The organism is Stenotrophomonas sp. STEN009 (genome assembly GCF_056760395.1).
Genome location: NZ_JBRRES010000008.1, coordinates 104,230 through 124,162, shown reverse-complemented (window position 1 = coordinate 124,162; position 19,933 = coordinate 104,230). Strand labels below are relative to the sequence as shown.

Genomic DNA, 19,933 nt, shown 5'->3' with positions numbered 1-19,933 from the left:
CATTGCCCCTATGCAAGGGATGGGGCAAGCTACCGTCCGTTTTCGCCCGAATCCGAACCGCGTGCGCCGAGCCCTCCGCCTGCTTCCCCTGCCTCTGAGCATCGCCGTCTGCCTGCCGGCGATGGCCGATGATAAGCCGCTCAACTGGGGCCTGTGCCCGGCAACCGACGTCATTCCCGCGTTCACCGACGCCCCGACCCCGGTTCCGGGCCAGGACAAGGCCGCCGCCAGCGCCGCGCGCGAGCAGCAGCCGACCGATATCGAGGGCGATCAGCTGCTGGGTACCACCACGGTGCCGCAGTACGAGGGCAACGTCGCCCTGCGTCGCGGCGACCAGTTCGTCGGCACCGACAAGCTCAGCTTCGACACCGAGTCCGGCAACTACATCGCCGATGGCAATGTCCGCTACCAGGACGCGTCGATCCGGATGGTCGCCAAGCGCGCCGAGGGCAACCAGGAAAGCGACACCCACAAGATCACCGACATCCAGTACCAGCTGGTGTCCCGCCGTGGCAACGGCGACGCCGAATCGGTCGACCTGCAGGGCGCGGTCGGGCAGATGCACCGCTCCACCTACACCACCTGCGACCCGTCGCAGCCGGTGTGGAAGCTGTCGGCGCCGCAGATCGAAGTGGACAACGACGAGGGCTTCGGCACGGCGCGCAATGCCGTGCTGCGCATCGGCAAGGTGCCGGTGCTGTGGGCACCGTACTTCAAGTTCCCGATCGACGACCGGCGCAAGACCGGCCTGCTGTTCCCGCAGCTGGGCATGTCCGGGCGCAACGGGTTCGACTACACCCAGCCGATCTACCTGAACCTGGCACCGAACTACGACGACACGCTGATGCCGCGCTACATGAGCCGGCGCGGCCTGATGCTCGACAACGAGTTCCGCTACCTCTACAACGGCGGCCGCGGCGAACTGCTGACCGCCTACATCCCCAACGACAAGCTGCGCGACCGCGATCGCGGCCGCGTCATGTTCAGCGGCTACCACAACGTGGACAGCCACTGGCAGGCACGTGCCAACCTGGCCTGGGTCAGCGACGAGCGCTACGTCGAGGACTTCGCCAACCGCCTGGTGGGCGTGACCGCCTCGAACCTGCAGAGCACCGTTGGCCTGTACGGCACCGGCCAGAACTGGACGGCCGGAATCATGGCCGACCGCTGGCAGCTGACCGACTACACGCTCAACGAGAGCGCGCTGGCCTACAACCGCCAGCCGCGCCTGTACTTCAACTGGGACAAGCCGGTCCTGTCGTGGCTGGAAACCGGCGTGTACGCCGAAGCCGTGCGCTTCACCCATGAAGACATCAACTTCAAGTACGGCCCCGAGGCCGGACCGGACCTTGAGTACACCCGTACCGGCCAGACCCAGCGGATGTACGGCGGGGCACGCCTGGACCTGAAACCCTATGTGTCGCTGCCGTTCAGCGGTGCGGCCTGGTACGTGACCCCGACCCTGGCCTACCGCTACACCGCCTACGACCTGGACCGGCAGCTGGCCGACAGCATCCGCCGCAACGTGCTGGTTTCGCAGGGCGTTGATCCGGCCACCGCTACCCCCGAGCAGCTGCGCGGCAACACCTCGCCCAGCCGCAGCCTGCCGATCGGCAGCATCGATGCCGGCCTGTTCTTCGACCGCGAGACCACCATCGGCGGCCGCTCGTTCCTGCACACCCTGGAACCGCGCCTGTTCTACCTGCGCACGCCCTACCGCAACCAGGACGAGCTGCCGATCTTCGATACCCGCGACTTCACCTTCAGCTGGGGCCAGCTGTTCCGCGACTCGCGCTATACCGGCGCCGACCGCCAGAACGACGCCAACCAGCTGACCATGGCGCTGGGCACGCGCTTCATCGACCAGACCACCGGCCGCGAGCGGTTCTCGGCGGCCATCGGCCAGATCCAGTACTTCGACGAATCGCGGGTGACCGCCGTGCCGGGTGGCCCGCCGGTGGAAAAGGGCAAGTCGGCCTGGATCGCCGATGCCAACTACATGGTCAACGACCGCTGGACCCTCAGCGCGACCTACCAGTGGGACCCCAAATACAAGCGTGAGGACCTGGCCAGCTTCCGCGCCCGTTACCTGATGCCCAACGATGGCGTGGTCAACCTGACCTACCGCCACCGCATCAACCCGGACGGCACCGACCTGCTGAAGCAGGCCGACCTGTCGTTCCTGTACCCGCTGAACCCCCGCTGGAGCCTGGTCGGCCGCTACTACTACTCGCTGGAAGACAAGAAGCCGCTGGAAATCATCGGTGGCGTCCAGTGGGACAGCTGCTGCCTGGCCGTGCGCGCGGTGGCCCGCCGCTACGTGCGCAATCGCGAGGGCGAGCTGAACAATTCCATCCAGCTGGAGTTCGTGCTGAAGGGCCTCAGCTCCCTGGGCCAGGACACGGACCGCACCCTGCGCCGTGCTATCCTCGGCTACAACCGCGACGACCTCTATCTCGTGCCCCCCAGCAATACCGGGACGACCCGGGACGACTACGATCCGAATCTGATCCCATGACCAAGCGCTTCCCCGTTCTTCTCGCCTCGCTGCTGGCGGTGTCCAGCGTGTCCGCCCCCCTGCAGGTACTTGCCCAGGAGGCGCAGCCGCTGGACCGCATCGCCGCTGTCGTCGATGAGGACGTGATCCTGCAGAGCGAACTCCAGCGCGCCATCGCCAACATCAAGGCGCAGTACGCCGGCCGCGAGGCCCAGCTGCCGCCGGATGACGTACTCAGCCGGCAGGTGCTCGAGCGCCTGGTGCTGGTCAAGCTGCAGGTGGCCCGTGCGCAGGGCAGCGGCATCCGCGTCAGCGACCAGGAGCTGAACCAGGCGATGAATGCCATCGCCCAGCAGAATGGTTCCAATCTGGACGCGCTGCGCCAGCGCCTGGCAAGTGACGGCATCGATTTCAACGACTTCCGCGCCTCGGTGCGTGACGAGATCACCGTGCAGCGCCTGCGCCAGAGCTTCGCGCAGAGCCGCATCAGCGTCAGCGAGGGCGAAGTCGATGCCGCGTTGAAGCAGCAGGCCACCGCCGGCAACCAGTACCACCTGGCGCACATCCTGATCGCCCTGCCCGACGGCGCCAATGCCGAGCAGATCGCCACCGGCCAGAAGAAGGCCGACGGCGTGAAGGCCCTGCTGGACAAGGGTGAGTTGGACTTCAATGCCGCCGCCGTACGTTACTCGGACAGCCCCAATGCACTGGAAGGCGGCGACCTGGGCTGGCGCAGCATGGACGAGATCCCGGCCGCGTTCGCGCAGCTGATGGAAAAGATGAATGCCGGTGACGTGGTTGGCCCGATCCGTGGTCCGAGCGGCTTCCAGCTGCTGAAGCTGGTGGAAGTGCGCGATTCCAGCGCCGCCGCCGGCACCCATACCGTCACCGAGTTCCACGGCCGCCACATCCTGGTGCGCGTGGACGACAACCAGACCGATGCGGCCGCCAAGGCCAAGATCGACACCCTGCGTGCCCGCATTGCCGGCGGCGCCGACTTCCAGACGGTGGCCAGGGAGTCGTCCGAGGACAACAACAGCAAGGGCCAGGGCGGCGATCTGGGCTGGTTCCCGGCCGATGCGTTCGGTCCGGCCTTCGGCCAGCAGGTCCAGAGCGTGCAGGACGGCGGTGTCAGCCAGCCGTTCCGCACCGACGCCGGTTGGCACATCGTGCAGCGCGTGGCGACCCGCCAGACCGACGTGACCAACGACAACCAGCGTGCGCAGGTCCGCGAAACCATCGGCCGCCGCAAGCTGGAAGACGAATACAACCGTTTCCTGCAGGAGCTGCGTGGCGAAGCCTACGTCAGCTTCCGCAGCGGTGACCGCGCGGAAAACACCGCGACGCCGCCGCAGTCCTGACCGATGCGCCCCGAGCTCGCTCTGGTACCGGGCGAGCCCGCCGGGATCGGCCCGGAGCTGTGCATCCGCCTGATCCAGCAGCCGCGCGATGATTGCCGGCTGCTGGCCTTCGCCGACCCGGATACCCTGCGCGCAGCCGCCGCCGCGCTGGACCTGCCCCTGCAACTGCTGCCCGAGGAAGCGGAAGCCCGCTTCCCGGGCGACCTGCGTCTGCGCGTCGTGGCCAATGCCGTCCCGAGCCGCTTCGGCCAAGCCGATCCGGCCAATGCCGGCGCGGTCATCGGCGCCCTGCTCGGCGCCGGCCAGGCCTGCCTGTCGGGCGAGCTGCACGGCGTGGTCACCGGCCCGGTGCACAAGGCGGTCATCAACGAGGGCGGCATCGCCTACAGCGGCACCACCGAACTGCTGGCCGACCAGGCCGGGGTGAAGGTGGTGATGATGCTGGCCAATCACATCGTGCGCGTGGCCCTGGCCACCACCCACCTGCCGCTGCGTGAGGTCGCCGATGCGATCACCGCACCCGGCCTGGAGCACACCCTGCGCACCGTGCACGCCGCGCTGCGCCGCGAGTTCGGGCTGGCATCGCCGCGCATCGCCGTGCTCGGCCTGAATCCGCATGCCGGCGAAGACGGTCACCTCGGCCGCGAGGAACTGGATCTGATCATCCCGCTGCTGCAGCGCCTGCGCGCCGAAGGCATGGATCTGGTCGGGCCGCTGCCGGCCGACACCGCATTCCTGCCAGGCAAGCTGGCAGGCTTCGATACGGTCCTGGCCATGTACCACGACCAGGGCCTGCCGGTGCTGAAGTACTCCGGCTTCGAGCAGGCCGTGAACCTGACCCTGGGCCTGCCCTACCCGCGCGTCGCTGTCGATCACGGTACCGCGCTGGACCTGGCCGGCCGCGGCATTGCCGATCCATCCAGCCTGCAGGCGGCAACGACGCTGTGTGCGCAGCTTGCGCGGCAACGTACACTGAGCGCATGAATTCCCCGCATTCCCCCTCCGGCCCGGTGTTCACCGCCCCGGCCAAGAAGCAACTTGGCCAGCATTTCCTGGCCGATCGCCACTACATCGACAAGATCGTGATGGCGGTCAATCCCAAGGACGGTGATCGCCTGGTCGAGATCGGCCCCGGCCAGGGAGCGATCACGCTGCCGCTGCTGCGCGTGCATCCGGCACTGACGGTGATCGAGTTCGACCGCGACCTGATCGCGCCGCTGACCGCCGCCGCCGAGCCGCTGGGCGAGCTGACCATCGTCCACCGCGACGTGCTGCGCGTGGACTTCACCGAACTGGCGGCCGGACAGCCGATCCGTCTGGTCGGCAACCTGCCGTACAACATCTCCTCGCCTATCCTGTTCCATGCGCTGGAACATGCCGCCGTGGTCCGCGACATGCACTTCATGCTGCAGAAGGAAGTGGTCGACCGCATGGCAGCCGGCCCCGGCAGCAAGGTCTACGGCCGCCTCAGCGTGATGCTGCAGGCCTACTGCACAGTCACCTCGCTGTTCGTGGTGCCGCCGGGTGCGTTCCGGCCACCGCCGAAGGTCGATTCGGCCGTGGTGCGGCTGGTGCCGCATGATCCGGCCACGGTCGGCATCCGTGACCATGCCCGCTTCGCCGAAGTGGTCAAGGCCGCCTTCGGCCAGCGCCGCAAGACCCTGCGCAACGCACTGAACAACGTGGTGTCGGCCGACCAGTTCGCCGCTGCCGGCGTGCGCCCCGATGCCCGTGCCGAACAGCTGGACGTGGCCGAATTCATCGCCTTGGCCAATGCCTCCTGATTACACTGCCGGTATGGAAGACGCTGACGTTTACGCCATTTCCGTCGAGGTCGCACCGCGATTCCTCGATGACCAGTCCGTGCCGGAAGACGGCCGCTATGCGTTCGCCTATACGATCCGCATCCACAACCAGGGCCGGGTGGCCGCGCGGCTGGTCGCGCGCCACTGGCGCATCACCGATGCCAACGGCCGCGTCGAGCACGTCGATGGCGAAGGCGTGATCGGTGAGCAGCCGCGGCTGCGTCCCGGTGAAGACTTCCACTACACGTCCGGTGTCATGCTGGCGACCGATCACGGAACCATGCAGGGCCACTACGACATGGTCGCCGATGACGGCACCGAATTCGCCGCGCCGGTCGCACCGTTCGTGCTGGCCATCCCACGTACCCTGCACTGACACGGAGGCCGGACGATGAGTGTGTGGGCGATCGGCGACCTGCAGGGCTGCTATGACGTGACCCAGCGACTGCTGGAGAAGCTCCGCTTCGACCCCGCGCAGGACACCCTGTGGTTCTGCGGCGATCTGGTCAACCGCGGTGGTCAATCCCTGGAAACGCTGCGGCTGGTGCATTCGCTGCGCGAGCACAGCGTGGTCGTGCTGGGCAATCACGATCTTTCGCTGCTGGCTGTCGGTGCACGCACCGAGGAAGAGCAGCGCAAGGTCAATCCGGACCTGCTGCGCATCGTGCAGGCCGAGGACCGCGACGAGCTGCTGGACTGGCTGCGCCTGCAGAAGCTGGTGCATGTGGACCGCGAGATGGGCTGGATGATGGTGCACGCCGGCCTGGCGCCGAAGTGGACCACGCAGATGGCCGAAAAGCATGCGGCCGAAGTCGAGGTGCAACTGCACGGTGCGGGCTACCGCAAGCTGTTCCGCAACATGTATGGCGACAAGCCAAGCTGGGCACCGAACCTGTCCGGCTACGACCGTTCGCGGGCGATCATCAACGTGCTCACCCGCATGCGCTACTGCACTCCGCGCGGGCGCATCGGCATCGAGGACAAGGGCACGCCGGGCACGCAGGAACAGGGACTGTATCCGTGGTTTGAAGTGCCCGGCCGGGTCGAGCGCGACCTGAAGGTCGTATGCGGCCATTGGTCGGCGCTGGGCCTGACCATCACCCAGGGCGTGCACGCCATCGATACCGGCGCGGTATGGGGCGGCAAGCTGACCGCGATCCAGCTCGATACCGATGAGCTGCGCGTGGTGCAGGTGCCCGGCCGTGATGTTCCTGCCCCGGTTCCGAATGCCCGGCCGCCGGCGCGACCGGCCCACGAGCGGTCTACCGCTGCGGCACAGGGCAGGGAACAGGGCGGCGGAAACACCGCTGCCAACCCGGGCAACCGCGGCCCACGTCGCCGCCGTCGGCGCGGTGGTGGTGGTGGCGGTACGGGTGGCGGCAACAGCACCAGCACACCGCCGCAGGCATGACCGCGCGCGGTCGGGCACCATGGACGGTGCTGCTGCTGACGCTGGCCCTGGCCAGCGGCTGCCAGCCCGGTCCGGCCCCGGTTCCCTCCGGCGGCGAAAACGCCGGCCACGCACCATCGCAACCGCAGGCATCTTCGCCGCCGCTGGTGACCGCGGCGCGCGCACAGATCGGCGTCACCACCCGCTACGACCCGGCCTATCGGGTGCTGGCCTATCCCGGCGGGGACGTCCCGATTGATCGCGGTGTGTGTACCGACGTGGTGGTGCGCGCCCTGCGCGATCTGGGACTGGATCTGCAGGCGCGCGTGCATGAAGACATGCGCAGCAGTTTCGGCGCCTATCCCGCGATATGGGGCCTGTCACGGCCGGATCGCAACATCGATCATCGCCGCGTACCGAACCTGATGCGCTGGTTCGAGCGGCAGGGTTGGCAGCAGCCCATCACGGCCCTCGCCGCCGACTACGCGGCAGGCGACATCGTCGCCTGGAAGCTCAATGGCAACGGCCTGCTGCACGTGGGCATCGTCTCCGACCGGCAGCTGGCCGACGGGACACCGCTGGTACTGCACAACATCGCGCGCGGGACCCGGGAAGAGAACCTGCTGTTCCAGCACGCCATCATCGGGCATTACCGGATGCCGTAAACGATCCTGTAGCCTTGAGGAACGAGGCCGAGCATGGCTCGGCTCCACAGGTGCGGCGATCAGCGGCGCACGTAATGCGCGAAGCGGAACGCATAAGCGTGGCGTTCGTCGGCCGGATGCGGCTCACTGCTTGTTTCCCGCCACAGCTGCGGGTCCACCTGCGGGAAATGGGTGTCGGCCGGCACTTCGGCATCGACCCAGGTCAGGTACAGGTCACTGGCCTGGTCCAGCAGCTGGCGGAAGATCTCGCCGCCTCCGATGACACACAGCTCACGGGCCCCCTCGCCTTCAGCGATCGCCTTCGCTTCGTCCAGCGAGCCCACCGCGCGCATGCCCTCGAACGGCACCTGACCGCTGCGGGTCAGCACCAGGTTGGTCCGCCCCGGCAGCACGCGGCCGATCGACTCGGCCGTCCTGCGCCCCATCAGGATCGGCTTGCCCAGGGTGAGCGCCTTGAAGTACTTGAAGTCATCCGGCAGGTGCCAGGGCATGGCATTGCCCTGGCCGATGCCACGGTTGCGATCCAGCGCCACGATCATCGAAAGCTTCAATGCTGCGACCTCCTCAGTTGGCATCGATCTGCAGGCGTTCGCAGGCAGCGTTCGCTGCACTGGCGGCCTGCAACGCCGCAGCCAGCGCAGGGCTGGACGTGGACTGCTCGTCCAGGCCACCAAGGATCTTCTGCTTCTGCGCCTCTTCGATATCCTTCAGGCCCGGTCCTGACAGGATCTCTGCCGACAGCGCGGCGGTATCGGTGCTGGCACGACGTGCCAGAAACGCCTGCAACTGGTCGCTGGAATAGACGTTGGCAAGCTGCTGCTCGAGCGTGCGCTGATAGGCCGGATCCTCAATACCGGCCTTCAGGTGGTCGGTCATTGCCGTGTACATGCCCGTTACCGCCTCACGCATCTGCGCCCGGCATCCTTCCGGGACATCGGGGGGCATCATGGTGCTGCCGTTGAATGCCCCGGCGAACGCATGCACTTCCTCGCGCATGTGCGTGTGCACGATCTGCTCATTGACCTGCCGGGCCAGCGACAGCGCATCGGCCGGGGCGGCCTGCACCATGGCCAGCGGCAGCATGCCGCACAACGCCGACAGCCCCCTGGAAAGCAGGCGGATACTCATACCGCCACCGGCGCCTTGATCGCCGGATGCGGGTCGTAGCCGTCGATGCGGATGTCGTCGAACTGGAAACCGAACAGGTCGGTCACGTCCGGGTTCAACCACAGCTTCGGCAGCGCGCGCGGTTCGCGCGCCAGCTGCTCACGGGCCTGCTCGAAATGGTTGGAGTACAGGTGCGCATCGCCCAGCGTATGCACGAAGTCGCCCACGCCCAGGCCGGTGGCCTGCGCAACCATGTGGGTCAGCAGCGCATAGCTGGCGATGTTGAACGGCACGCCGAGGAAGATGTCGCCGCTGCGCTGGTACAACTGGCAACTGAGCCTGCCATCGGCCACGTAGAACTGGAACAGGTTGTGGCAGGGCATCAGCGCCATCTGCGAGAGCTCGCCCACGTTCCAGGCGCTGACCACCAGCCGCCGCGAATCGGGGTTGCGCTTGATCTCGTCCACCAGCCACTGCATCTGGTCGATCTCGCGACCATCGGCGGTGGCCCAGCTGCGCCACTGCTTGCCGTACACCGGGCCAAGATCACCGTTGCCGTCGGCCCATTCGTCCCAGATCCGTACCTGGTTGTCCTTCAGGTAGCCGATGTTGGTATCGCCTTTCAGGAACCACAGCAGCTCGTGGATGATCGAGCGCAGGTGCAGTTTCTTGGTGGTGACCAGCGGGAAACCTTCGTTGAGGTCGAAGCGCATCTGCCAGCCGAACACGCTGCGGGTGCCGGTACCGGTGCGGTCGCTCTTCTCCGTCCCGTGCTCCAGCACGTGCGAGAGCAGGTCCAGGTAGGCCTTCATGCCTTGCCCTCCACCGCCAGCGGCTGCGGCTGCAGTACCGGTGCGCGGCGCGACATCGCCAGCAGCACCAGGCCCAGCGCGATCAGCGGCAGGCTGAGGATCTGGCCGCGGGTGAGCCAGTCGAACGCTACGTAGATGCCGTTGTCGGGCATGCGCACGAATTCCACCGCGAAGCGGAAGACACCGTACATCAGCGCGAACAGCCCCCCCACCAGATAGCGATGGCGTGGCTTGGCCGACACCGCCCACAGCACCACGAACATCACCAGCCCTTCGAGGAAGGCTTCATACAGCTGCGAGGGGTGGCGTGCGTACTGGTTCAGCGCGCCGGTCGCGAACTGCGCCTGCAGGGTCGCGTGGTCCAGCTGGTTCAGCGGCGCCGGCAGGCCGGACGGGAACACCACGCCCCAGGTGCCGTCGGTGTACTTGCCCCACAGCTCGGCGCCGATGAAGTTGCCGATGCGGCCGAAGCCCAGGCCCAGCGGCACCAGCGGCGCCATGAAATCCATGGTGTCGAAGAAGTGCAGCGCGTGCTTGCGCGACCACCACCAGCAGGCGCCCAGCACGCCGAGCAGGCCGCCGTGGAAGCTCATGCCGCCATCCCACACCTTGAACAGCAGCAGCGGGTTGTGCAGGAAATCGCCCAGCGCGTAGAACAGCATGTAGCCGATGCGCCCACCCAGCACCACGCCGAGCATGGCGTAGAACAGCAGGTCGGAGAATCCGTTGGCATCGACGCCGGGCAGGCGCCCGGCGGCGATCCGGCGACGACCGAGCAGCCAGGCGGCGGTGAAACCCAGCAGGTACATGATGCCGTACCAATGCACCTTGATCGGCCCCAGCGAGAGGGCGATGGGGTCGATGTCGTGGAAATAGATCATGGAAGACGCCTGGCAGGAGTACGGGTATTTTAGCGCCCCGACCCGGCCCGGGACCGGGGCTCAGCCCAGGATCTGCGGCGCATTCGGGAGCGCGTCATCCTCCGACCGCGTCGAGGCCGGAAAGTGCCCTTCCACCAGGCTGGACACTTCGTCGATCGCATCGCGCAGCGCATCCACCGGACTGGCGCCGCGCAGGCCTTCGCGCAGGTGGGTGCACACCCGCTGCCACTGCGCCGCGCTGACCCGGTCGCTCAGGCCCCGGTCGGCGACGATCTCGATGGCATGGTCGGCCAACAGCAGGTAGATCAGTACGCCGTTGTTGTGCCGGGTATCCCAGGTGCGCAGGTGGGCGAACGCCTGCTCCGCCGCCTGGCGCGGCGTGATTCCGCGCCAGACCGCGTGCAGCGGCAGGTCGGCTTCGACAGCGAACATCACCTGGCCGCCGTGGCGCTGCTCACCGGCAGCGATGGCCGCGGTGATCGCCTGCAGCGTGGCGGGGGGAAACGCCCGTCGTACCGAGGGCGAGAACAGATGACGGCAAAGACGACGGATCATCACCAACCTCCCGATGCACCACCGCCGCCGGAACTGCCACCGCCGCCGCCACAGCCGCCACCACCGCCGAAACCGCCGCCGCCCCCGAATCCACCGCCGCCGCCCCAGCTGCCGCCGCCCCAGCCACTGCCGCCGGCAAAGCGGCCGGGATGGCCGGACAGCATCGCCACCACCAGCCCGACAACGCCGGCCAGGCCACTGGCCAGCAGGGTGGAGGTGAACAGGAAGGCAGCAACCGCCGCACCCGCACCTCCGAGCAGCCCGCGCACCGGCCGCGGCACCCGCGAGAACACGCCCCGCAGCACCGTGCCTGCGAACACGCCGATGAACAACGCCAGGATCCAGGTATCGCCACCGCCGTCGGCCTCCCGCCCGCGCTGGCCACTGACCGGCGCCGGCAGCGACTCGCCATCGATCAGCTTGAGCAGCACCGCCGTGGCATCGGTGATGCCGCCGGCGTAGTCGCTACTGCGGAAACGCGGCACCAGGTATTCCTGGATGACGCGGTTGGCGATCGCATCGGGAATCGCACCCTCCAGGCCGTAGCCCGGCTCGATGCGCACGCGCCGGTCATCCTTGGCCACCACCAGCAGCACACCGTCATCCACGCCCTTGCGGCCGATCTGCCACTGGTCGAAGACCCGCGTGGTGTACTGCGCGATGTCCTCCGGCTGGGTGGTGGGTACCACCAGCACCTGCAGCTGGCTGCCCTTGCGCTGTTGCAGGTCCAGCGCCTGCTGCACCAGCGCCTGCTTCTGCGTGGCATCCAGCGTGCCGGTGGTATCGACCACCGGCGAATCCAGCGCCGGAATCGGCGCCAGCTGCTGGGCCTGCGCCGCCAGCGGCAGCCACAGCAGCAGGGCCAACAGCGCAGTGGCCAGGCGCATCGGTCAGTGGCCCGGCTGCGGTGCCGGCTGCTGCGGCGCGTTGCCGAAATCCACCGCCGGTGCGTTGGAGATCTGCGCTTCGTTGTCCACGGTGAAGTTCGGCTTGGTCTTGTAGCCGAACAGCTTTGCGGTGATCACCTGCGGGAACGAGCGGATGTAGGTGTTGTAGTCCTGCACCTGCTGGATGTAACGACCACGCGCAACCGTGATCCGGTTTTCGGTGCCTTCCAGCTGGGCCTGCAGGTCGCGGAAGTTCTGGTCGGACTTCAGCACCGGATAGTTCTCGGTCACCACCAGCAGCCGCGACAGCGCGCTACCCAGTTCGCCCTGGGCCTGCTGGAACTGCTTGAGCGAGGCTTCGTCATCGGCGTTGACGTTGATCTGGCCGACACGCGAGCGGGCGTTGGTGACTTCGGTCAGCACGCGCTCTTCCTGGCTGGCGAAGCCCTTCACGGTCTGTACCAGGTTGGGCACGAGGTCGGCACGGCGCTTGTACTGGTTGAGCACTTCGGACCAGCTGGCCTTGACCGCTTCATCCTTCTGCTGGATCGCGTTGTAGCCGCAGCCGGACAGCAGGGAGGCCAGCAGCATCAGGGGCAGGACACGGGTGAACAGGCGCATGGCGGAGGTTCCGGGTGGGCTTGGCGCCGAGCATGCCATGGTTCGGGTGAAAGACCGGCCATCGGGCGCCGCCCCCTCCGCGGTGGCCATGCTCATGGATCGCCTGAGTAGTGCGGGGGGGGGGGGGGGGGGGGGGGGGGGGGGGGGGCGGGCCGCCCGGGGGGGGGGGAAGGCGGGCCCCCGGGCGCGGCCGCCCCCCCCCCCCCCCCCCCCCGGCGGAGGCACCGCAGACTTACAGCGCTTCCAGGCTGCAGCACGGCAGCGCAGGCAGGCCCTGACCCGCCACGGCCGCGGCCAGCTGCGCATCGGCACCGTCCACATCGATGCCCTGTCGTGCGTACCACGCCGGGTCGTAATAGCTCTGCGCGTAGCGCTCGCCACTGTCGCACAGGATGCTGACGATGCTGCCGTGGCGGCCGGCTTCGCGCATCCACTGCGCCGCCTGCAGCACACCGATGAAGTTGGTGCCGGTGGAGCCTCCCACGCGCCGACCGAGCTGCCGGCTGACGTGGCGCATGGCTGCCAGGCTCAATGCATCCGGCACCTTCACCATCGCATCGACGCTGGTTGGAATGAAGCTCGGCTCCACCCTCGGTCGGCCGATGCCTTCCACACGGGAGCCACCGCTGCAGGTCAGGTCACGCCACTGCTGCTCGCCCGCCACCGCCGCCTGGTAGCCCTCGAAGAACACCGAGATCTCCGGATCCGCGCAGAGGATGCGGGTGTCGTGCCGCCGGTAGCTGACGTAGCGGCCCAGCGTGGCCGCAGTGCCGCCGGTGCCTGGGCTGCACACGATCCACTCGGGTACCGGGCTGGGCTCTTCGGCCATCTGCTTGAAGATGGACTCGGCGATGTTGTTGTTGGCGCGCCAGTCAGTGGCCCGTTCGGCGTAGGTGAACTGGTCCATGAAGTGACCGCCGGTTTCGCGCGCCAGCCGTTCCGATTCGCAGTTGAGATCACAGGCGCGCTCGACCAGGTGGCAGCGGCCACCATGGAATTCGATGGCAACGATCTTTTCCGGCGAGGTCGTGGCCGGAATCACCGCGATGAAGGGCAGCCCCAGCAGGCGTGCGAAATACGCTTCGGACACCGCGGTCGAGCCGCTCGACGCCTCGATCACCGGTCGCCCTTCGCGCAGCCAGCCATTGGCCAGCGCGTACAGGAACAGCGAACGCGCCAAGCGGTGCTTGAGGCTGCCGGTGGGGTGGCTGGATTCATCCTTCAGGTAGACATCGATGCCTTCGAACCCGGGCAGCGCCATCGGGATCAGGTGGGTATCGGCGGACCGGTTGAAATCGGCTTCGATCTTGCGGATGGCCGCAGCCACCCAGGCGCGCTGGGACATGGAACGCCACTTCGGTGAGTACAGCTGGGCATTCTACTCCGCCCGCACCGCTGCAACGGGCGCCGCGGCCGCCCTGCACGGCCACGGCGCCTCCACTTCAGATCTTGAAATCGTCGTATGCGATCCGCTCTTCCGTCACCCCCAGCCGCTGCAGCAGCTGCCGGGTCGCGGCCAGCATCGGTGGTGGCCCGCACAGGTAGAACTCGCAGCCGGAAAGATCCGGATGCCGCTGCAGCAGATCCTCATGGATGGCGTCATGCACGCGCCGGCCAGTTCCCTGCCCGGACCAGACGGGATGCCAGCTGAAGTTCGCGTGCGCTGCCTGCAGGGCCTGCATCTGCGCCATGTAGGGGCAATCGCGGTCGCTGCGGGCACCGTACCAGTAGTGGATGCGCTCCTGCCCTCCCTCGGAAAGCCGATGTTCGATCATCGCCCGCAGCGGCGCCATGCCGGCGCCGGCTCCGATGAAGATCTTTTCCCGGGACACGCCGCTGAGCGCGAAATCACCGAACGGTCCGCTGTAGCGGACGCGATCGCCGGGGCGCAACGCGTACAGATAGCTGGACCCTTTGCCCGGCGGATGCCGCTTGCCCTGCTGCCAGCCGGGGCTGAACCGGGCCAGCAGCACCAGGCGCCCCGCTTCGGCGGCAACCGGCATCGCCAGCGAGTACGAACGACGCACCGCCGCCTTGTTGTGCAAGGTTTCCGGCAGGGCCAACGGTGCCCAGTCCTGCCGGTGTTCGTCCGGATGCCAGAGCGCGGAACGGGGCAACTCGTATTCGGGCACATGCAGCTGCAGGTAGCAGCCGGGTTGATAGAGTGCGTCGGCGGCTTGGTCGGGACGCAGGTGGATCTCGCGCAGGAACGGGGTCACCGCTTCGATCCGCTCGACCGTTGCCTCATGCTCGGTCCACAGGCTGGCACCGCCGGACACCTCGATCTCCATATCCGCCCCCACCTGCAGGTTGCAGGCGAGCCGGCAGCCGACCTTCAGCCGCGATCCGGCCAGGTGCGCCCGATCTGCGGCGGAAGGGGTTCCGGCCTGTCCACGGACCCGGACTTCGCACAGTCCACAGCTCTGCCCGCCGCCGCAGTTGGAGGGCAGGTTCACGCCTTCGCGGGCCAGCGCCAGGTAAACACTGTCCCCCTGCGCCGCAGCCACCGTGCGCAGGTGCGTGCCTCCTGGGGCGAACACTGCCAACTGCCGGCGGCTGCGCCATCGATGTGGAACGAACTCATGCAGGCGGACGCTCGCCAGCAGCAGCCACGCGCCGGTCAAGGCCATCCACAGCCCCCCCAGCCCCATCCCCACCACCAGCGGATTGTTGAAGTTGGCCCGCGCGGCGTAGTCCATGATGTGCAGCATCCAGAACACATCGAACAGCCGCCACGTTGCGGTGCGATGCTCGAGCACCTGTCCGCTGTCGGCGGAGACGTAGACGGTGGTGTCCTGCGCATCGCCGAAGTCCACCCGCCACACCGCGTCGGGATGGCCGCGCGTCTCCAGACTGTGCGCCAGATGCACCGGCGCTGCGGGCACGCCCTGGCCACGGTAGGCGGCCTGCGCGACGCGCAGCGCGATCACCGGATCGATGGTGATGCGCCTGCCATCACGCGCATCGATCACCTCGGTGCCTTCCGCTGACTGCAGTCGATACACCGGCGCCTGCAGCAGCCAGCCGCTGTCCAGGGTCGCGGCCGGCCACCGCGCAGCACGCAGCGCATCGGCCGGTGAGACGGTATCTGCCGGCCATGCCAGGGGCGCCGCGGGCGCAGCCCGCTGCGAAGTGCCGGCGATCCGGTCCGGGTCAAGCAGGCTCATGCCCAGTCCACTGCCGAGCCAGACCAGGAACTGCAGTCCCACCAGCACCCCGATCCACCTGTGCAGCCGGCGCAGCCACGGCGTCATGCGCGCCTCCTCTGGCCGAAGCTGTAGAACAGCAGCCACACGCCACTGAGGCCGAATGCCAGCCCGATCACCGATGCGACGCGCAGCAGGCCATTGTTGACGTCGGTGCGCTGCTCGTAGTCCATGATGTGGAACATCCACAGGAAATCGAACCAGCGCCACAGGCTGTGCCGGCGCGCCAGCAGTTCACCGCTGTCCGGTGACAGGTACAGCGTGGTGCTTCCGCGGTCAGCGAAATGGACGGCCCACATCGGCACCGGTCGCGTCTTCACTTCCGACGGCGCACGGGTCACCCATTCCACCCGCGCGACCTCACCTGCGCCCTGGTACAGCGCTGTGGCCAGCGCGATGGCGCCATCCCGGTCCAGCCGCGGCAGGCGCTCTCCACTGCGGGCATCGACCAGGAAGCGTTCCGGTCCGCGCTGCACGTCGTAGACCTCACGCTCCAGCAGCCGCTTGAGGCGGAACGACTGCAGGCCGGGATAACGCGCGGCCAGCACATCGACGCCGACCCGATCATGCACCGGCGCCAGCGGTTCGCCACGGACATGGGCCAGGTGGTCGCCATGGATCACCTGCAGCGGCACCACGGTCATGTAGACCCCGCTGAGCATCCACAACAGCGCCTGCACACCGATCACCAGTCCGATCCATTTATGGGCGCGGCGCGCCCAGAATGCGGGTTTCATCTACCTTGTCTCCCTTGCGGAGCACCCCCGCCGCAGGCGACGGGGGCGCGTGCGATCACCAGCGGTAGCCGATGCGTGCATACCAGCGACGACCGAGCAGGTCGTAGGTCATGGTGTCTGTGTTGGCGTCGGTATAGCTCTGGATGAACGGCGCCGAGCGATCAAAGACGTTGTCCACGCCCAGCGCCACATCCAGCGCCTTGCTGACCGCGTACCTGAGCTGGAGATTGTGATAGAACACCGATGGCGCATGATCACCGATGTCGCCACGCGCGGCATTGATGTCGTCGGCCCGGCCGATGTACTGGGTGGTCCAGGTACCGGACCATTGCCCACGGGACGCGTTCATCGACATCAGTCCACGCCACTTGGCATAGCTGCCACGGCCGCCGGTGATCCTGCCGGCATACGTGATCACCTCTGCTCCGGCATACGGGCGCACGTCATAACGCTGAAGGTAGGAGATGTCGGCACTGATGCTGGCGTCCATGCCCCACGGCTTGAACTCGTAGAGTGCGCCCAGGTCGTAGCCACTGACCTGCTCATCGGCCGTGTTCACCGGCTGCGATGAGAGGTAGTTCACTTCGCCGGTGCGCGGGTCGCGGGTGAAGTTGCTGGCGTCGCAGAACGGATGCGCCAGCGACGGAGTGTTGTAGCAGATGGCCAGCTTGGTGGAGCCGGCGATACGCTGGATCGCGTTCTCGATGCGGATGCGGTAGTAGTCCAGGGTGAGCGTCAGCCCGGGTGCGAACGTGGGTGTCCACACCACCCCGGCGGTGAAGGAGGTCGCATCTTCCGGCTCGAGATCCGCATTGCCGCCGGACGTGGTCAGGATGGTATTGCCCGGCTGCACGTAACCAGCCGGCACGCCATCGGCCTGGCAGTTCGCACGCACGATCGAGCTGGCCGGCAGTCCGCTCCAGCCACTGCAGGGGTCGGTGGTGGTGAGGTTGCCCTCGGACACGCCACCGAACAGTTCGGGGATGTTGGGAATGCGGAATGCCGTAGCATAGGTGCTGCGCAGCTTCAGCGAAGGGCTGACCTGCCAGTCCAGCCCGGCCTTGTAGTTGAAGTCGCGCCCGAACAGGTCGTAGTCGGACACGCGGCCGGCCAGGTTGAGGTACAGCGAATCTGCGATGACCGCGTCCTGCAGCAGCGGCACCGCCAGCTCCATGTACGCTTCCTTGGCCGTGTATCGCCCGGCGATCGGATCCTGCTGGTTGGTGTTGCCGATGCCGAGCACGGTCAACGGATCCGGATCACGCCAACCGCGCTCCCTGCGCACCTCCACGCCCGCGGCGAATCCCACCCAGCCTGCCGGCAGCTCGAAGATCTGCCCGCTGAGATTGGCGGTGAAGCTCTTCTGCTCGTTTCCGCCGGTATCGCGCGAGGTGTACAGGATGTAATCCAGCACGTCACGGCTCAGGTCCCCGTAGCCGAGATAGTCGCCGCAGGGAATCGCTGCGCCGGGCGCGGTACTGCACAGGGACCGGTCCAGCGTCTGGTCGACGCGATCGAGGTTGGCGACATTGTCCGAACCATCCACGCCGGTGTTGCGCCCCCAGTTGAAGGCCACCGACCAGTCCCAGCTGGTGCCGAACTGGCCTTTCAGGCCCGCTACCACCCGGTAGGTGTCGGTCTCCTGGAAGAAGTGGCGGGGACCGGCCTCTTCCAGGCGCCGGCGCTGCAGCAGCAGATCCTGCCCGGTGGGATTGGTCGGATGGTCGGCGGCGATGTTGATCGGCCGGTAGACACCCAGCCCACCCGAGGTCGCCAGCTGCCTGGACTGGCGGTTGGTGTACATCGCTTCGATGAACGCGCGTGTGCTGTCATTCAACTGGCTGTCGCCGAACACGCTCAGGCTGAGCCGCTCGATCGGGTTGACCGCGTTGAGCGTGGGATTGCCGTTGTAGTTGTGCTTGGCCGCCGAATAGGGCTCGTAGAAATCGCCGTCGCCTCCGGGCACCTGGTTGAAGTTGACCCGTCGGCCATCTGCCAGCAGTGCACGACCACCGATGGTGGACGAACTGCCGGAGCAGACCAGCCGGCCATCGGATTCGATCAGGCCGCAGGGCGCGCGCGAGGCCATGTTGACCGCGCCGCTGTCGAAGTAGCTGACCGCAGCCATCAGCGAGCCGCGTTCGCTGCTGACACCCCAGCTGACATCGACCGAGGTTTCCTCGCCGTCGCCCTGGCTGGTCTGGCCATAGCGCACCACCGCTTCGGCACCCTCGAATCCCTGCTTGGTGATGATGTTGACCACGCCAGCCACCGCATCAGCGCCATAGATTGCCGAGGCACCGTCCTTGAGCACCTCCACGCGCTCGATCAGCGAGACCGGAATGACATTGAGGTCGACCGAACTGTTGGCGCCAGTGCCGCCATTGACGATGCGCCGGCCGTTGAGCAGGACCAGGGTCCGGTTGATGCCGAGACCGCGCAGATTGACCTGGGTGGTGCCGTAGCCGTTCTCGGCCCAGTACGCATTGCTCTGGCTGCCCGCGAACCCTGCCGAGGCCGGCAGGCGCTGCAGCAGGGTTTCCACCGAGGTGGCGCCGGAACGTTCGATGGCCTCGGCATCGACCACGCTCACCGGGCCGACGCCTGACAGCTGCGCGCGCTTGATGTGGCTGCCGGTCACCTGCACGGTATCCAGCGTGCGTGCCTTCGCATCGGGCGACTGCGCATCCTGCGCGGCGACGGAGTGGACAACGGAGACGCACAGCAGACTGCCGATGGCCGCAGCCATGGCATTGGACTTCAGATACATGTTCTCTCTCCCGCAGGAATACTGTCTCTGGGTGCCCCCGCCACGATTCGGGCAAAGGGACACGACGGCGTCATGTCGACGCGGGGACAGCCGCTCAGGCGATGGGAGGTCGGAATACGCGGGAAAGTTTGCTGGCAGGCAGGATCAGTGCCGGCAGCGCAATGTCCAGCGCGATGCGCGGATGGGCGCTGGGCAGCAGCAGCGATGGCATCGGAGGGTAGAGACTCAACAGGCAGCGGCAGTCGCAGCCGGCCGCATCGACACAGCTGCAGTGATCCTTGTGCACGTCGCCGGCGGCCACCGGCGCCTGATCATGGCGGGTGTGGCCCGACGCCGGTGCCGCGCTGCGCGGTGTTGCCTGGCAGCCCGCAATCGCCCGGCCCGCGGAGCCTGCAGCGTCCCCGCCAGGCAGCGCCATGCGCGTCCCCGCCCACGCTCCGAAGACACCTTCGAAGAGGAGCACGGCCATCAGCAGCAGCGGCAGCCATCGGCGGTAAGGCATGGGACCCCTGAAGACCCTCGGTTATTTGTATATACATACAATCATTAGCGCGGCAGGCAACGGGCTGTCAACCGCCCGCGACGATGCGCGGGCGTCTCGCCATCCCTGCCGGATTCCCCTGCGTCCCACTGCCGCGC

General features: G+C 67.4%; 19 protein-coding genes. 7 read left to right on the top strand and 12 right to left on the bottom strand.

Going from position 1 to position 19,933, the window contains the following annotated elements:
* Positions 1-61: 61 nt before the first annotated feature.
* From lptD to ACVOMM_RS05955, 7 genes are read left to right on the top strand one after another with little or no spacing between them, the layout of a single operon-like run.
* Entirely contained in the window at positions 62-2,518 is a 2,457-nt protein-coding gene (gene lptD / locus ACVOMM_RS05985) for an LPS-assembly protein LptD (protein ID WP_080375337.1), read from the top strand.
* Positions 2,515-3,858, top strand: a complete 1,344-nt coding sequence (locus ACVOMM_RS05980; protein WP_053519673.1) for a peptidylprolyl isomerase — start codon at positions 2,515-2,517, stop codon at positions 3,856-3,858. The genes lptD and ACVOMM_RS05980 overlap by 4 nt, the downstream gene beginning before the upstream one ends.
* A 3-nt stretch (positions 3,859-3,861) precedes the next feature.
* Entirely contained in the window at positions 3,862-4,842 is a 981-nt protein-coding gene (gene pdxA, locus ACVOMM_RS05975) for a 4-hydroxythreonine-4-phosphate dehydrogenase PdxA (protein ID WP_481525987.1), read from the top strand.
* Positions 4,839-5,642: a 16S rRNA (adenine(1518)-N(6)/adenine(1519)-N(6))-dimethyltransferase RsmA gene (rsmA, locus tag ACVOMM_RS05970; RefSeq protein ID WP_065182841.1), complete on the top strand. Its 804-nt coding sequence runs from the start codon at positions 4,839-4,841 to the stop codon at positions 5,640-5,642. Before pdxA ends, rsmA begins: the two co-directional genes overlap by 4 nt.
* A 13-nt stretch (positions 5,643-5,655) precedes the next feature.
* The gene (gene apaG, locus ACVOMM_RS05965; RefSeq protein WP_053519676.1) at positions 5,656-6,039 is read left to right on the top strand and encodes a Co2+/Mg2+ efflux protein ApaG; all 384 of its coding nucleotides are present in this window, start codon (positions 5,656-5,658) and stop codon (positions 6,037-6,039) included.
* A 15-nt stretch (positions 6,040-6,054) separates the two neighbouring features.
* A complete protein-coding gene (locus ACVOMM_RS05960; protein WP_481525986.1) occupies positions 6,055-7,074 on the top strand; it encodes a symmetrical bis(5'-nucleosyl)-tetraphosphatase in 1,020 nt (339 codons plus the stop codon).
* Positions 7,071-7,718 (top strand): DUF1287 domain-containing protein, encoded by a 648-nt coding sequence (locus ACVOMM_RS05955; RefSeq protein WP_164153075.1) that lies wholly within the window; start codon positions 7,071-7,073, stop codon positions 7,716-7,718. The genes ACVOMM_RS05960 and ACVOMM_RS05955 overlap by 4 nt, the downstream gene beginning before the upstream one ends.
* Before the next feature lie 59 nt (positions 7,719-7,777).
* Here the strand turns inward: ACVOMM_RS05955 and ACVOMM_RS05950 are convergent, their stop codons facing one another.
* The 12 genes from ACVOMM_RS05950 to ACVOMM_RS05895 form a co-directional block, all read right to left on the bottom strand.
* A complete protein-coding gene (locus ACVOMM_RS05950; RefSeq protein WP_481525985.1) occupies positions 7,778-8,269 on the bottom strand; it encodes a dihydrofolate reductase in 492 nt (163 codons plus the stop codon).
* Between the two features lie 13 nt (positions 8,270-8,282).
* Positions 8,283-8,846 (bottom strand): hypothetical protein, encoded by a 564-nt coding sequence (locus ACVOMM_RS05945; protein WP_345776097.1) that lies wholly within the window; start codon positions 8,844-8,846, stop codon positions 8,283-8,285.
* A complete protein-coding gene (locus tag ACVOMM_RS05940; protein WP_065182838.1) occupies positions 8,843-9,637 on the bottom strand; it encodes a thymidylate synthase in 795 nt (264 codons plus the stop codon). The genes ACVOMM_RS05945 and ACVOMM_RS05940 overlap by 4 nt, the downstream gene beginning before the upstream one ends.
* The gene (gene lgt / locus ACVOMM_RS05935) at positions 9,634-10,518 is read right to left on the bottom strand and encodes a prolipoprotein diacylglyceryl transferase (protein WP_053519680.1); all 885 of its coding nucleotides are present in this window, start codon (positions 10,516-10,518) and stop codon (positions 9,634-9,636) included. Before lgt ends, ACVOMM_RS05940 begins: the two co-directional genes overlap by 4 nt.
* A 60-nt stretch (positions 10,519-10,578) precedes the next feature.
* Positions 10,579-11,073, bottom strand: coding sequence for a TPM domain-containing protein (locus tag ACVOMM_RS05930; protein WP_065182836.1), 495 nt, complete (start codon positions 11,071-11,073; stop codon positions 10,579-10,581).
* Entirely contained in the window at positions 11,073-11,960 is an 888-nt protein-coding gene (locus tag ACVOMM_RS05925; RefSeq protein WP_481525984.1) for a TPM domain-containing protein, read from the bottom strand. The genes ACVOMM_RS05930 and ACVOMM_RS05925 overlap by 1 nt, the downstream gene beginning before the upstream one ends.
* A 3-nt stretch (positions 11,961-11,963) precedes the next feature.
* Entirely contained in the window at positions 11,964-12,581 is a 618-nt protein-coding gene (locus tag ACVOMM_RS05920) for a LemA family protein (RefSeq protein WP_180875721.1), read from the bottom strand.
* A 232-nt stretch (positions 12,582-12,813) separates the two neighbouring features.
* Complete coding sequence (locus tag ACVOMM_RS05915; RefSeq protein ID WP_481525983.1) at positions 12,814-13,926, bottom strand: PLP-dependent cysteine synthase family protein; 1,113 nt, start codon at positions 13,924-13,926, stop codon at positions 12,814-12,816.
* Positions 13,927-14,023: 97 nt separating this feature from the next.
* A complete protein-coding gene (locus tag ACVOMM_RS05910) occupies positions 14,024-15,835 on the bottom strand; it encodes a 2Fe-2S iron-sulfur cluster-binding protein (RefSeq protein ID WP_481525982.1) in 1,812 nt (603 codons plus the stop codon).
* Complete coding sequence (locus ACVOMM_RS05905) at positions 15,832-16,524, bottom strand: PepSY domain-containing protein (RefSeq protein WP_065181783.1); 693 nt, start codon at positions 16,522-16,524, stop codon at positions 15,832-15,834. Before ACVOMM_RS05905 ends, ACVOMM_RS05910 begins: the two co-directional genes overlap by 4 nt.
* A 55-nt stretch (positions 16,525-16,579) precedes the next feature.
* On the bottom strand, positions 16,580-19,294 hold the full coding sequence (locus tag ACVOMM_RS05900) for a TonB-dependent receptor (protein ID WP_111186214.1): 2,715 nt from the start codon (positions 19,292-19,294) through the stop codon (positions 16,580-16,582).
* Between the two features lie 94 nt (positions 19,295-19,388).
* Entirely contained in the window at positions 19,389-19,796 is a 408-nt protein-coding gene (locus tag ACVOMM_RS05895) for a CopL family metal-binding regulatory protein (protein WP_053518715.1), read from the bottom strand.
* Positions 19,797-19,933 lie beyond the last annotated feature (137 nt).

Coding starts and splice junctions, on each gene's coding strand:
- ACVOMM_RS05980 (WP_053519673.1), top strand. CDS start 2,515: ATGACCAAGCGCTTCCCCGTTCTTCTCGCCTCGCTGCTGGCGGTGTCC.
- pdxA (WP_481525987.1), top strand. CDS start 3,862: ATGCGCCCCGAGCTCGCTCTGGTACCGGGCGAGCCCGCCGGGATCGGC.
- rsmA (WP_065182841.1), top strand. CDS start 4,839: ATGAATTCCCCGCATTCCCCCTCCGGCCCGGTGTTCACCGCCCCGGCC.
- apaG (WP_053519676.1), top strand. CDS start 5,656: ATGGAAGACGCTGACGTTTACGCCATTTCCGTCGAGGTCGCACCGCGA.
- ACVOMM_RS05960 (WP_481525986.1), top strand. CDS start 6,055: ATGAGTGTGTGGGCGATCGGCGACCTGCAGGGCTGCTATGACGTGACC.
- ACVOMM_RS05955 (WP_164153075.1), top strand. CDS start 7,071: ATGACCGCGCGCGGTCGGGCACCATGGACGGTGCTGCTGCTGACGCTG.
- ACVOMM_RS05945 (WP_345776097.1), bottom strand. CDS start 8,846: ATGAGTATCCGCCTGCTTTCCAGGGGGCTGTCGGCGTTGTGCGGCATG.
- ACVOMM_RS05940 (WP_065182838.1), bottom strand. CDS start 9,637: ATGAAGGCCTACCTGGACCTGCTCTCGCACGTGCTGGAGCACGGGACG.
- lgt (WP_053519680.1), bottom strand. CDS start 10,518: ATGATCTATTTCCACGACATCGACCCCATCGCCCTCTCGCTGGGGCCG.
- ACVOMM_RS05930 (WP_065182836.1), bottom strand. CDS start 11,073: ATGATCCGTCGTCTTTGCCGTCATCTGTTCTCGCCCTCGGTACGACGG.
- ACVOMM_RS05925 (WP_481525984.1), bottom strand. CDS start 11,960: ATGCGCCTGGCCACTGCGCTGTTGGCCCTGCTGCTGTGGCTGCCGCTG.
- ACVOMM_RS05920 (WP_180875721.1), bottom strand. CDS start 12,581: ATGCGCCTGTTCACCCGTGTCCTGCCCCTGATGCTGCTGGCCTCCCTG.
- ACVOMM_RS05915 (WP_481525983.1), bottom strand. CDS start 13,926: ATGTCCCAGCGCGCCTGGGTGGCTGCGGCCATCCGCAAGATCGAAGCC.
- ACVOMM_RS05910 (WP_481525982.1), bottom strand. CDS start 15,835: ATGACGCCGTGGCTGCGCCGGCTGCACAGGTGGATCGGGGTGCTGGTG.
- ACVOMM_RS05905 (WP_065181783.1), bottom strand. CDS start 16,524: ATGAAACCCGCATTCTGGGCGCGCCGCGCCCATAAATGGATCGGACTG.
- ACVOMM_RS05900 (WP_111186214.1), bottom strand. CDS start 19,294: ATGTATCTGAAGTCCAATGCCATGGCTGCGGCCATCGGCAGTCTGCTG.
- ACVOMM_RS05895 (WP_053518715.1), bottom strand. CDS start 19,796: ATGCCTTACCGCCGATGGCTGCCGCTGCTGCTGATGGCCGTGCTCCTC.